3 protein-coding genes are annotated in these 14,943 nt (G+C 42.6%); all 3 read right to left on the bottom strand.

All coding sequences use genetic code 11. The features are described 5' to 3' along the window. Window positions 1–13: 13 nt before the first annotated feature. Genes AC0IWE_RS24080 through AC0IWE_RS24070 form a run of 3 tightly spaced genes read right to left on the bottom strand, consistent with a single transcriptional unit; the run spans window position 14 to window position 14,517 of the window. Window positions 14–1,015 (bottom strand): PorP/SprF family type IX secretion system membrane protein, encoded by a 1,002-nt coding sequence (locus AC0IWE_RS24080; RefSeq protein WP_055903253.1) that lies wholly within the window; start codon window positions 1,013–1,015, stop codon window positions 14–16. Window positions 1,016–1,052: 37 nt separating this feature from the next. Beyond that, on the bottom strand, window positions 1,053–6,833 hold the full coding sequence (locus AC0IWE_RS24075) for an Ig-like domain-containing protein (RefSeq protein ID WP_471795336.1): 5,781 nt from the start codon (window positions 6,831–6,833) through the stop codon (window positions 1,053–1,055). Further along, window positions 6,814–14,517, bottom strand: coding sequence for an Ig-like domain-containing protein (locus tag AC0IWE_RS24070; RefSeq protein ID WP_471795052.1), 7,704 nt, complete (start codon window positions 14,515–14,517; stop codon window positions 6,814–6,816). The genes AC0IWE_RS24075 and AC0IWE_RS24070 overlap by 20 nt, the downstream gene beginning before the upstream one ends. Between the last annotated feature and the right edge of the window lie 426 nt (window positions 14,518–14,943).

Here is a 14,943-nt window from a genome sequence, read left to right as displayed (position 1 = left end):
TTCATTTGAATAATTATAATCGTGGACAAAAGAAGTTTGGACCAATGATACCGTTGCGGCCAATTAACGAGATGGAAAGCTCCAAACCACCGTTACTGTTTGAGGCACGGTTAAAAGTTGAGGTATTTACATCATAACTTAAGCCGAAAACCATGTTCTTTAGCTGTAAGCCAACAAATGCAATTGCGGCATCTTTATTCCGGTAGTTACCACCAAACAAAATATTTGCTGATGGATTAACATTAAGCTGTGCATAAGCACCCAACGAAACTTCGTTTGTATTACCCTGGTACATAAACAAGGCATTGGGAACAATATCCAACAACTCCGAAGCTTTGATTCTTGCGCCACCATGTGCAGTATAACGAACCGGAATACGTGAATTTGAGCCTGAGAAACGATCCATTGGGCGGGTTAAGTGTGCTGCACTTGCGCCTAAGAAAACGTTTACACTTTTGTTCGGGTTACCATCAAAAAACATTATACCAGCGTTTACATCCGGTACCAGCGATGATTGTGAAGAAAGTGTTTCGCCACTCATCATACCGCCATCATAACCCGAAATTGGATTAAACTGGTTGCCAAATCTGGCTTGAGAGAAATCGAAACTGCGGTTAATTACGCCTGCCTGCAAGCCGAAACTTACCATTTGCAAACCTTCTGCACCAAACCTTAAACGGTACGAACCCGATACCAGTGCAGAGAGGTAGTTAAAATCAAGCTCCCCTGCCCTTTGGTTTAAAATGGTAGCACCGAAAGCGAAGTTCTTTTTTGGTGCCATATCAAAAGAGGCACCCCCGGTTAAAAAAGAACTGTTTAAAGCACTCCATTGTTGCTTAAAGTTTACCGTTGCACGGTAATCGCCATCTATAACCCCTGTTAATGCTGGGTTAAGGTATAACGGATTTGCATAGTATTGTGAAAAATGCGGATCAGTTTGCGCAAAGGACTTAGCAGTACACAGCAGTAATCCTAGCACTGCAACATATATTTTTAAAGCCGATAGTATTTTCATGGTCTTTGATTTTATCTGTTTATTATTAATCCTCTTCTTATCTAATCAGCGTTACTGTACCTTTTCTTAATGATGTTGTACCATTGGTGAATGTAATATCAACCATATACACATACACCCCGATTGGTTGATTTACACCTTTGAAAGTTCCATCCCATCCATTTGCTACATTATCTGATTGGAATATCAACTGACCCCATTGTGTGTAAATACTCATTTTAGCTCCTGCTATGGTATTACCATAAATTAGGAAGGTATCATTTTTACCATCGTTGTTTGGCGTAAATGCATTTGGTATGTACACCTGATCTCCGAACGGATTAGCTGCTTTACCAGTTACACTACCATTTGCACTGGTTTGACATTCAATCTGTCCTCTGGCTCTTACCAGGATGCTTACACTCTGATCTGGTTTTAAGCCAGTAACCAGGTAAGTTGTTCCGGTTGATCCATTTGTTGGATTGATCCAGGTTAAACCATTATCCAACGATACTTCGTAAGCCGTAGCACCTGCAACCGCAGCCCATGCAAACGTGATGCTATTTGCTGTTGTACTTTGTACTACTACCGCTGGTTTATCCAATACCGGAAGTATGGTTACCGTAACCGCTGTTCTTGTTGGACTAGCACAACCGCCTACAGCAATTGCCTCTACATAGTAAATTGTGGTAGCGGTTAAGTTTGGTGTGGTAAAGGTTATACCTTCTGCAAGTACAGGGCCGTTAGAGCTTGCAGCATACCATCTGTAAATTAAGCCGGCAACCGGATTGTTTACAGTTAATATGGTTGAGCTACCCGAGCAAAGTGTTCCGTTTGCTGCTGTTACCGATGCTGGTGCAACTGGTACTGGCAAAGCAACTACATTTACCGCTGTTCTTGATGATGAGATACATGTTCCGTTTGCACCTTCTACATAATAAGTGGTGTTTGCAGTAACTGCCGGAGTGGTAAAGTTTACACCTGTACCGGCCAATGTTCCACCTGCCGCAGCTGTATACCAGTTATAAGTAACACCTGCCTGAGGATTTGTAACCGTTAATATAGCAGGGCTTCCTGAACATACACTCACCGATGTTGAAGCTACTGTTGGTACAGTTGGTTTAGCATTAACTGTTACCGTTACTTTAACACGGCCTCCGTTGTTGTTGCAACCACCTGTTCCGATTGCTAAAATGTAATAATCGGTTGTTGCAGCCAATGCAGTAACATTATAGGTTGTACCGGTGAATAATAAATTACCACCAACTGCTGCATTGTACCATTCGTAAGTAACACCAGGCTGTGCGTTGCTTACGGTTAATGTAGCTCCGTCGCCGGCACATATACCGCCGTTTGGTACGGAAACCACAGGGTTATTTGGTATCGCATTTACCGTTATGGCTACTGCCCTTGCTGTAGCTGCAGTGTTTTCACATTTGTTATCGCCCTTAACAGTTACATAATATGTTGTGCTTGCAGTTAATACTGGCGTAGTAAATATCGGACCGGTAAACACCACTGTATTTAATGCTGCATCGCTATACCAGGTAAATATCGGATTGGCTACCGTTGTGCTTGTTGCTGCCAATGTTGCTGCTGAGCTTGCACATACTGAAGTTGATCCGTTTACGGCTATATCTGTTGCCACAGCAATTGGATTAACAGTAATGGTTACTGTTTTAGCGTTAGCTGCGGTGTTTTCACATTTGTTGCTTCCTTTAACCGTTACATAATAAGTTGTTGTAGTGGTTAATACCGGTGTGGTAAATATTGGGCCGGTAAAGGCTACACTTGTTAATGAAGCATCGTTGTACCATGTAAATACAGGATTGGTTACTGTTGTAGAACTGGCATTGATTACTGCTGTTCCTGAACCACATACCCTTGCTGGCGTAGATAAAGTAATATCTGCCGCTGTTGCACCTGCATTAACATTTACGGTAACCACTTTTGCATTTGCAGCAGAACTTTCACATCTGTTATCACCTTTTACCGTGAGGTAATATTTAGTAGTTGCAGTTAGTGCTGGCGTATTAAAGGTTGCACCTGTAAACAATGGTGTTGTTAAAGCAGCATCACTGTACCAGGTAAATATTGGGTTGGTTACTGTTGTAGTGCTGGCTACTAAGCTGGCCGACGATCCTGCACAGATGGTTGCATCTGCCGCAGTAACATCAGTTGCTGAAGCTACCGGGTTAACCACAACGTTAACAGATTTAGCTGTTGCTGCACTGTTTTCGCATTTGTTATCTCCTTTAACTGTAACATAATAAGTAGTGTTAGCTGTTAATGTTGGTGTTGTAAATACTGCGCCTACAAAAGCCACATCAGTTAAAGTTGCATTGGTATACCAGGTAAATACTGGGTTGGTAACTGTTGTGCTACTTGCCGTTAATACCGCGGCAGAACCTCCGCATATGTTTGTTGATCCATTTACTACAACATCACTGGCAACTGCTATAGGATTAACTTTAATGGTAACTGCGGCTGCATTTGCTGCTGTGTTTTCACATCTGTTGGTTCCTTTTACGGTTACATAGTAAGTGGTTGTAGTGGTTAATACCGGCGTGGTAAATATTGGGCCGGTAAAGGCTACACTTGTTAATGAAGCATCATTATACCAGGTAAATACTGGGTTTGTTACTGTTGTAGAACTTGCATTAATTACAGCCGTACCCGATCCGCACACTAAAGTTGGTGCAGATAAAGTAATGTCTGCAAGGGTTGCTCCCTGGTTTACATTTACAGTTACCACTTTTGCAGTAGTACCAGAATTTTCACATTTGTTATCACCTTTTACTGTAACATAGTATTTTGTTGTTGCAGTTAATACCGGGGTAACAAATGATGTTCCTACATAAGCTACCGAAGTTAAAGCAGCATCATTATACCAGGTAAAGGTAGGGTTGGTTACAGTTGTAGTGCTGGCCACCAAAGTAGTTCCAGATCCTGCGCAGATGGTTGCATCAGTAGCTGTAATATCCGAAGCAGTTGCAACAGGATTTACCGTGATGGTAATTACCCTTGCAGTACCCGGTGCATTTTCACATTTATTATCACCTTTTACAGTTACGTAGTAAGTGGTTGTGCTATTTAATGCAGGTGTGGTATAAGTGGCACCGATAAAACTTACATTGGTTAAGGCTGCATCACTGTACCAGGTAAATACCGGGTTGGTTACAGTTGAAGATGTTGCACTTAATACTGCCGATGATCCTGCGCAAGCCGATGTGCTTCCGCTCAGGATAATATCAGTAGTAGTAGCCAGTGGATTAACAGTTACCGTTACCACTTTAGCATCTGCCGCACTGTTTTCACATTTGTTGGCACCTTTAACCGTTACATAATAAGTAGTTGTGGCTGTTAATCCGGTTACGGTAAACGTTGGTCCTGTAAATACCACGCTGGTTAACGATGCATCGCTGTACCATGTAAATACCGGTTGTGTTACCGTTGTGCTCGAAGCCATTAACATTGTGGTAGAGCCTGCACAGATTTTAGCATCGCTTACTGCAATATCCGCAGCAGTGGCAAAATCATTAACCGTTACAGTTACAACCTTAGCGTTTGCGGCTAAGTTTTCACATTTATTATCACCTCTAACTGTTACATAATAAGTGGTGGTTGCGTTAAGTGCAGGTGTTGTAAAACTAGCCCCAACATATGCTACGGTAGTTAAAGCAGCATTGCTATACCAGGTAAATACAGGGTTAATTACTGTTGTTGTTGAAGCAGACAGTGCAGCTGTAGAACCTTTACAGATTGAGGTAATTCCGGTAATGGCAATATCTGCATCAGTTGCTGCCGGATTAACCGTTATGGTTATCGGTTTGGCAGTTGCCGCAGTATTTTCACATTTGTTATCACCTTTAACCGTTACATAATAAGTGGTGGTGGCACTAAGTGCCGGGGTAATAAAGTTTGCGCCTGTAAATGCTACTGTTGTTAAGGCAGCATCACTATACCAGGTAAATATTGGGTTGGTTACCGTTGTGCTTGTGGCATTTAAAGTAACTGAAGAGCCACCGCAAGTGGTGCTTGTTCCGGCTACGTTGATATCAGTTGGGCCTGCAACAGGATTTACCGTAATGGTAACTTCTTTGGCATTACCTGGCGTATTTGCACATTTATTGGTTCCGCTAACGGTAACATAATACTTGGTGGTTACATTAATTGCTGGCGTATTAAATACTGCACCAACAAAGGCAACCTGTGTTAAGGCCGCATCAGTATACCAGGTAAATACCGGGCTTGTTACTGTTGTGCTTGTTGCAGTAAGAACTGCTATACCAGATGCACATAAAGATGTTGTTCCGGTTACAGTTAAATCGGTAGCTAATGCTGAAGGATTAACCGTGATTGAAACCACCGCACGAGTTGGGTTGGTACAACCTGCGCCACTCACTGCTTCTACATAATAGTTGTATGTGCCCGCCGCAAGGTTTGCCGGTGTGGTAAAATTGCTGTTATTGGTTACCAGCATATTGCCACCCACAGCTGCATCGTACCAGTTGTAAGTAATACCTGCAACTGCCTGCACACTTAAAGTAGCTGAAGTACCAATACAGGTTGTAGCCGGATTGGTTGTTGATGGAATAGGTGTTACCGCCGGAGGTAAAACAGTTACCACCACTTTAGTACCTAACGTTTCGCAACCATTGGCTGTAGCAGTTACCGAATAGGTATACGTTCCGGCAGTTAAAGCTGGATCGGTTGTAAAAGTTACACCGTCTTTTCCTGCCTGGTAAGTTGTGCCTAAGTACCATTTGTATGTTACTCCTGCCTGCGGATTCTGAACACTTAAGGTTGCAGATGATCCTTGACAAGCACTCGCCGTAGCGGCTGTAACGGTTGGCGTAGTGATTACCCTTTGGGCATAATCTAAATTAACAGAAGTTAAAGCACCAAGCAAGCCTGAACTTAATCTTAGTTCTACCCCGTCGAATCTACTGGTTGGTACGAAAGTTAATATGGCTGATGTTCCGCCTGATAATAATTTTAAATTGATTAATGGGTTCGATACAGAAACCGCATCGTTATTGCTAGTAGTACCCTGGAAAGTGGTTACCGTTAAGTTTGGCAATACAGCTACCGAAAGTAATGTACCCGGAGTGGTAATTTTTACCCTTAAAGTATCACCCACATTTGATAAACCAGTAAAACCAACTTGATGGTAAACCGAAGAACCCAATAAGCCTACCGGGATAACCAGGCTAGATCCTGTATTGATATCGTTATCAACCGCAAATGTTGGGTTAAATACACCTGCCAATACACCTAAACCAGTTACACCACTTGCAACAGTAGTTGTAGCCGCACCACAAGGTGTAACTACCGGGTTGCCGTTAGGTATTACTGTAACGGTTACAGTTGCCCTGCTTGTTGCAGTACAACCGCCAGGCACAGTGGCTTCTACATAATAGGTGGTGGTAGTGGTTAACTGTGGCGTTACATAAGTTTCACCTGTAAATACAGGCACCATTCCGTTTGCTGTGGTGTACCAGTTAATAGTAGCACCTGCAGTACTCGAAGTTGCTTTTAATACTGCAACAGCACCTTCACTAATGGTAATTGATGGTGGTGTAATTACCGGAACATCAATAGTACCCAATATAATTTTACCTTCTGTTCTTGTTGATGATGTACCACAGCCATTTACCGCTGCTACAAAATAACTTGTATTTGCAGTAATTAAAGGCGTTGTAAAGTTATCGCCGGTAAACAATACTGTTGTAGAGGTTGCACTATCGTACCAGTTGTAAGTAGTACCTGCAATTGGATTTTTAACCTGGAAGGTAACCGATGTATTAGGGCAGGTATTAACCGATGCTGAAAGCAGATCTGGGGTTACCGGAGTCTGGGTTTGTAGTTACGTTTACAACTGTTTTATAACTTACACAACCAGTAGCAGAAACTGCTGCAACGTAGAATTTAGTGCCGCCAGTTAAAACCGGAGTAGTAAATATAATACCGTCTTTACCGCTTAAGTATGTGCCTGTAGCATCATACCACCTGTAAGTTAAACTTGCCGATGGGTTACTCACTTCAAGCTGTGCAGTTTGGCCTACACAAGCAGTAACATTTGCAGAAGTTACCGTTGGTGCAACCAAAATACGTTGTGCGTAATTTAAATTGATTGATGTTAAAGCACCCAATACCCCTGAATTTAACCTTACTTCTACCCCATCAAAAACACTGGTTGGTACAAAAGTGATTAAAGCCTGAGTATTACCGCTTAACAGCTGAATATTTAATAAGTTATCGTTTAATAAACGCGAATCACCATTGCTGTTGGTGCCAATATAAGTGGCTATCGCAGCATTTCCCAATAGAGAAAGTGACAATAGTTTTCCTGGTGATGATATTAATACACGTACCGTATCGCCAACTTTAGATAGTGAGCCAAAACCCACTCTCTGGTAAACCGATGCGCCAAGTGCGCCAACAGGCATTACCAGTGAAGAAGCTGTTTGCGTATCGTTATCAATCGCTAAAGCCGGGTTAAACACACCCGATAATAAAGCTACTCCTGTAACCCCACCAACTTGTGTGGTTGCAGCCTCACATGGTACCGGGTTAGGAGATCCGTTACCATCAACCGTAATCGTTACCTGAACACGGCTTGCTGAAGTACAACCATTGGTAGAAACTGATTCTACATAATAAGTGGTAGTAGCCAATAATGGAGGAGTAACATAAGTTGCACCTACATAAATTGGTGTAGTTGAAGTATTAGAAGTATACCAATTGAAAGTATTTGTTGGATCTGCTGAACTCGCCGTTAAAATGGCAGTTTGACCTGGACTTACAGTCGATGAACTTGCAGTTACCACTGGTAAAACCGGACGAGGATTTACTGATACTGCGGCGGCAGCACGTGCAGCACTTGTACAGTTTCCTTGTGATGCCTCTACATAATAAGTAGTAGCCGCCGTTAATGCCGGTGTTGGGAAAACCGCACCGGTGAATATCAAGTTTCCACCTGTTGCAGCATCGTACCATTTATAAGTTACCGCAGCATCTGGATTAGCAACCGATAAAGTTGCAGATGATCCCTCGCAAACATTGGCAATTGTTGCCAATACCGGTGTTGGTAATGCCGGTGTAACGGTTACCGTAACCGGAACTCTTGTTACGTTCGCGCAACCACCTTTGCTAATCTGTATATAATAAGTTGTAGTAGCTGTTAAAGCTGGTGTAGTAAATGTTTCGCCTGTGGCCAATTGTGTACCGCCAGTTGCAGCATCGTACCAAGCCAAAGTTGTACCGCCGTTTGCTGTCGCAGTTAAAGTTGCAGTACTGCCAGCACAAATGGTTTGTGCGCCTGCTGTTACTGTTGGGTTTGGATAAATTACGGTAGCACCATAAACATCTAAACTGGTTAAAGCAGTTACCAATGCCCCAAAGCTAACTTGTACCCTATCATAAGCACCACCTGCCAATATTGTTGCAGCGAAACGGTTGCCCGATAAAAGTTGAAGATTTAATAAGCCACCGTTTAACTGTACGGTTTTAACCACTGTAGTGCCGTTTAATACGGTAACGGTTACATTGTTCAACAAACCTACATCGGCCAATCCGGTTGGCAATGCCAAATCTAAGCGTAAACTGTCTGTAGCTGTACCAGCAGCAGGGAAAATTAATTGTTGGTATCCTGAAGAACCAACACCTACAGAAAGTGATATTCTGGTAAAGTTGGCAGGATCTGCATCTGTAGAATTTCCTGCACCGGTAATGCCACATAATAAACAGATTCCGGTTATACCAGAGTTTTGCGCATTGGCTGCATTACATGCTGTACCACCACCGTTGTTTAAAACAGTAACAGTTACCGGAACACGGCTTGCGCTTTTACATCCGCTTGCATTTGTTGTTTCTACATAATAAGTTGTGGTGGCAGCTAATGTTGGCGTAGTAAATGAAGTACCTGTGCCAACCTGCGTTCCGCCGGTAGCAGCATCGTACCATTGAATGGTGTTGCCTGCATCAGCCGTAGCCAACAAGGTGGTAGATTGGCCAGCATTAATTACCTGGCTATTGGTAGTTACCGTTGCCAAAGTTGCCGGAGGGTTAACTGAAACGTTAACCGCTGTTCTAGAACTTATTGCAGTGCCAGATACTGCCTCTACATAAAACACAGTAGGAGCAGTTACTACTGGTGTTACAAAAACGCCAGTATTATTGGTAACCAATGGCGTACTGCCTGTAGCAGCATACCAGTTATAAGTTACCCCAGCCTGTAAATTGCTAACGCTTAACGTAGCAGAGCTACCTGCACAAACGGTTGCCGCAGCAACTACCGGAGCATTAACGGTTACCGTTATGCTATAAGCTGTTGTTGCTTTGTTTCCATTTGCATCAGTTGCAGTTAAAGAGATGGTAAAGGTTCCGCCTAAAGTTGGGGTTCCTGTAATTTCTCTTGTTGCAGTATTAAAACTTAATCCCGGAGGAAGGTTTGTTGCTAAATAAGTATATGGTGCTGTGCCACCTGTTACCGCTGGTAAAGTTTGCGTTGGATAAGGTGTACCAACAATACCATTTGGCAAAGTTGCACCAGGTAACGATAATACACCGATTACTTTTAACGCATAGGTGTTACTTGCGGTTCTGCCTTCACTATCTGTTGCAGTTACGCCTATAGCATAATTACCCGCCTGTGTAGGTGTTCCCGAAACTTCTCTTGTTGCCGGGTTAAAAGTTAAACCAGCCGGAAGGTTAGTGCCCACATAAGTATAAGGACCAACACCACCAGTTGCAGATGGTAAGGTTTGTGTAGCATAAACAGTACCTTCTGTACCATCAGGCAAGGTTGCCGCAGGTAACAATAAAGGATCAACCACTACAATTGTATAGTTATTGGTTGCAGTTTTTCCATCAGCATCGGTAACCGTTACCGGTACAGTAAAAGTACCAGCTTGTGTTGGCGTGCCTGAAATTGCTCTGGTAGCAGGATCAAAAGTTAATCCCGGAGGAAGACCAGTTGCGGCATAAGTATAAGGTGTAGATCCACCTGTTGCAGATGGAATAGTTTGTGTAGGATAAACTGTTCCTGTGGTTCCATTGGCTAAAGTTGCTGCTGGTAAAACCAAAGGATCGGTTACTTTTATTGTGTAGTTAGCCGTAATGGTATTGCCATTGGCATCTGTTACGGTAACCGGAATAGTATATGTTCCAATTTGAGTTGGGGTTCCTGTAATTTCTCTTGTTGCAGGGTTAAAAGTTAATCCCGGAGGAAGGGAGGTAGCTGTATAAGTATACGGACCAGTTCCGCCAGTTGCAGCTGGAATTCCGTTTGTAGTATAAGCTGTACCTGTTACACCGTTAGGCAATGCTCCCGGAGCCAGAGCCAATGCTGGTGTTACAGTTAAAGTAAATGTTGAAGTTGTACTGCATCCTTTTGTATCAGTTGCAACAACATCAAATGTTGGATTACTTGTTGCAGTTGGTGTTCCGCTCACCAAACCTGCTGTTGATAAAGTTAAACCTGCGGGTAAAGTACTGCCCGAAGCCAGTGTGTAAGTATAACCAGGTGTACCACCAGTTGCTACCGGAAGTTGTTTACTGTATGGAGAAGCAATTGTTGCATTGGTTAAAGTTGTACCCGCAAATACAATGGCAGGGTTAACGCTAATAACCACCGGAACTCTTGTTGTATTTGAACAGGTACCTTTGCTTACCTGCACATAATAAGTTGTGGTTGCTGTTAATGCCGGAGTAGTGAAGTTTGCACCTGTTCCTACCTGATTTCCACCTGTTGGCGCATCAAACCAGGCCAAAGTTGTACCTCCGTTTGCAGTTGCGCTTAATGTTGCAGTGCTGCCTGAACAAATGGATTGTGCACCTGCGATAAATGTTGGGTTTGGATAAACCACAGTGGCACCATAAATATCTAAACTGGTTAAGGCCGAAACCAATGCACCAAAACTCACTTGTACCCTATCGTAAGCACCACCTGCTAAAACAGTTGCTGCAAAGCGGTTTCCGGATAAAAGTTGAAGACTTAATAAGCCACCGTTTAATTGTACGGTTTTAACAACTGTAGTACCGTTTAATACGGTAACAGTTACATTGTTTAATAAACCAACATCAGCTAAACCGGTTGGTAAGGCCAAATCTAAGCGGATGCTATCAGTAGCAACCCCTGTAGATGGGAAAATTAATTGTTGGTAACCAGTTGCCGTAGCACCTACAGCAAGAGAAATTCTTGTAAAGTTGTTTGCATTCGCATCGGTTGAGTTACCCGCACCGTTTACTGCGCATAATAAACAAATACCATTAATACCGGTACTCTGTCCATTAGCTGCATTACAAGCCGTTGCACCACCACCGTTAATTACGGTTACAGTTACCGGAACGCGACTTGCGCTTATACATCCATTGGCACTTGTAGTTTCAATATAATATATTTTGGTTGCAGTTAAAGCTGGTGTGGTGAACGAAGTTCCAGATCCTACTTGTGTTCCGCCAGTTGGCGCATCAAACCAGGCAATGGTATTTCCTGCGTCAGCAGTTGCCGTTAATGTTGTAGTTTGGCCAGAGTTGATTACCTGGTTATTTGTAGTAACCGTTGCTAAAGTTGCAGGCGGATTAACAGAAACTGTAACAGATGTTCTTGTGCTGATTGCTGTTCCAGAAACAGCCTCAACATAAAATACCGTTGCCGAGCTTATTGCTGGTGTTACAAAAGTACCGTTATTGCCTGTTACCAGTGGAGTACTTCCTGTAGAGGCATACCAGTTATAGGTTACACCAGCTTGCAGGTTGCTTACCGTTAAAGTAGCAGTGCTGCCGGTACAAACTGTTGCAGAAGCCACAACCGGAGCATTAACCTTTACCGTTATTGCATAAGTTGTAGTTGCTTTATTGTTATTGGCATCTGTAGCAGTTACAGCAACATTATAAGTACCACCCTGAGTTGGCGTTCCTGTAATTTCTCTTGTAGTTGGGTTAAATGATAAGCCCGGAGGAAGGTTTGTAGCGGCATAAGTATATGGAGCCGTGCCTCCTGTTACCGCAGGTAAAGTTTGTGGCAAATAAGAAGTACCAACAATTCCGTTAGGTAAAGTTCTGGTTGGTAAGGTTAAGGTACCATTTACTTTAATTGGATAAGTGTTATTAGCAGTTTTACCCTGGCTATCGGTAACCGTAACACCAATGGTATAATTACCTGCCTGGGTTGGCGTACCGGTAACCTCTCTTGTAGTTGGGTTAAATGATAATCCCGCGGGCAAACCTGTAGCAGCATAAGTATAAGGACCAACGCCACCAGTTGCACTTGGTAAAGTTTGCGTAGCATAAACCGTTCCTTCAGTTCCATCAGGCAAAGTTGCTGCAGGCAACAACAATGGGTTGTTTACATTAATGGTATAATTGGTGGTAACCGTTTTTCCATCAGCATCTGTTACGGTAACCGGCACGGTAAAAGTACCCGCTGTAGTTGGCGTACCTGTAATGGCTTTGGTAGATGGATTAAAGGTTAAGCCCGGAGGCAAACCAGTTGCCGAATAAGTATAAGGCGTGGTGCCACCAGTTGCACTTGGAATAATCTGTGTAGTATAAACTGTTCCGGTAGTACCATCAGCCAAAGTTGCTGGAGGTAATAATAAAGGATCAGTAATTTTTACAGTATAATTTGAAGTAATGGTATTGCCATTTGCATCAACAACAGTAACCGGAATGGTATAGTTACCAGGTTGGGTTGGCGTTCCGGTAATTTCTCTTGTTGTTGGATTAAAAGTTAAACCCGGAGGAACGCCTGTTGCAGTATAAACATACGGTCCGGTTCCACCGGTTGCAGCAGGAATGGTTTGTGTTGGGTAAACCGTTCCTGTAATACCGTTTGGTAATGCACCTGGTGTAAGCACCAATCCAGCAGTAACCGTTAAACTATAGGTTGCGGTAGCTTTACAGCCTTTGGCATCAGTTGCTACAACCGAAAAAGTATAAGCATTAGCTACAGTTGGTGTGCCAGTAATTGCACCTGTAGCAGATAAAGTTAAGCCTGCCGGTAAAGTACTTCCCGCAGCTAAAGCATAAGTATAACCTGCAGTACCACCAGTTGCTACATCCAATTGTTTAGCATAAGCAAAGCCAGGTGTACCATTGGTTAAGGTAGCACCATTAAAAATAATTTGCGGGTTTACGGTAATCACCACAGGTACCCTTGTCGATTCTGTTGTACAGCCTGACTTTCGGGCTGCAACATAATAAGTTTTGTTGGCGGTTAATGCCGGCGTAGTAAAAGTTCCATTGTAGGCTACTGTTTGTAATGCCGTTCCACCTTCTATCACATCATACCAGATTAATTCATTGGCATTAGCTGTGGTAGCTGTTAAAGGCACTGTTGTATTGTAACATGCTGCTATTGCATTACTTGCAGGCGCAGTAAAAGTTGGTCTTGGTGCCGAACGTGTTACGCCATAAACATTAATGGTTTGTGTAGCATTTAAAGTTAAAACCGAACCTAATGTAACTTTAACCCGATCGTATACCACGGCTGCCCCCGGTGAGAAAGGAACAGTTACCGGCTGACCGCTGTTAAGTAAACCAAGTAAATCTAAATTTAATAAAGAAGCAGCTGTAGTTGAATACACCTGGGTATCGCCGCTATATGCCGTTACCGAAATGTTTTGCAAAACTCCTGCGGTTAGCAGTGCAGGCGTAGAACTGAATCTTAGGTTAATATCATCACCAGCATTTGAAGGAGTTGTAAAATAAAAATTTTGGCTGATGGATGAAGTCACGCCAAGTACACCTAAACTTAATGTAGAAAAATTGTTTGGATCGGCATCAATTGCCCGTTCACTATTGGTTACGCCCGAACTTCCAAGTTGCAAAGCATCCAGTGTTATTCCTGTTCCCTCAAAGCCTGTTGCAAATGCCTGTGCACAAGGATCGGTGCCAGATACATAAAATGCATTATACACTCTGGTACTATTACTAACACCAAGCAAAACAGCATTCGTAACGTCTTTAATATACACACGGTCATAAGCCTGTGCCGGCCTTATTGCTACATAAAAGAAACCGTTGGCATCTTTAACAATTTTAATGTTATCAGTAGAAAACGCTGCTGTACTGCTACCTGTTAATACTGTAGAAGCACCATTTCTGGCACCTACCTCAAACGAGTGGTTCCCCAATACTACTGTACCGCCTACGTTAGCAAGTAATCCGCCTAAACTACCTCCCAGTAATCTGTTCAGTATATCTCCGTCAAAATCTATTCTGATATAAGAAGTAACTCCTTCCAAAAGTGGAGTTGGATATTTCAATTCAAGCTCTCCACTATACCCACCAATACCAACAGCAATTCCGCCGTAAGAATTTACAGTAGCAAAAGTGTTATCGTTCAGTGTGGCATTGCTTGCATTATCGACCCTGCTTTGTGCAGACACGTTATTTGCAAAAACTTTATTTTGCGCATACGATTTCGAGTAAAAGAGCGTTAAAAGAATGATGATTGCAACGAAAGTATTGCGGATAATCCCTATTCGGGACGAGAAAGTATGAGTTTTCATCATGTCAGGCGTTATTTAGAAGACTTACTATGTGGGAATGCTACTGTTGGTAAATGTTTTTTTCAAGTGCATTATATAATTATGACAAATCTAAATCTAGAATAGCATCCTATCTTATCCATTGCTATTCATTTTTATGCATTTCATTCTATTCATTTTATTCATACAGGCCGATCTTCGTGAATAGATTTCCTCAATTGTGAAATTATGATGACATTAGCGGTAGTCATCCCATCTGTTAATTCATGAATGCTAACGATCTCCTTATCGAACTCAGGAAATTTGTCCTTATAAAATCTGGTTTGAGAAATATCGACCCGGCTCATTGTAAGATTATTTCTGAATACGTATTTCAAGAAACCAAAAACTATGTAAGTGAAACCACGATAAAGCGCTTTTTTGGCTTCGCGAACACTTTGCACAAGTTTT

This window comes from Pedobacter sp. AC402 (assembly GCF_979252805.1).
The sequence above is the reverse complement of the archived record's forward strand: the minus strand, read 5'-3'. Positions and strand labels throughout refer to the sequence as shown.

Coding starts and splice junctions, on each gene's coding strand:
- AC0IWE_RS24080 (WP_055903253.1), bottom strand. CDS start 1,015: ATGAAAATACTATCGGCTTTAAAAATATATGTTGCAGTGCTAGGATTA.
- AC0IWE_RS24070 (WP_471795052.1), bottom strand. CDS start 14,517: ATGATGAAAACTCATACTTTCTCGTCCCGAATAGGGATTATCCGCAAT.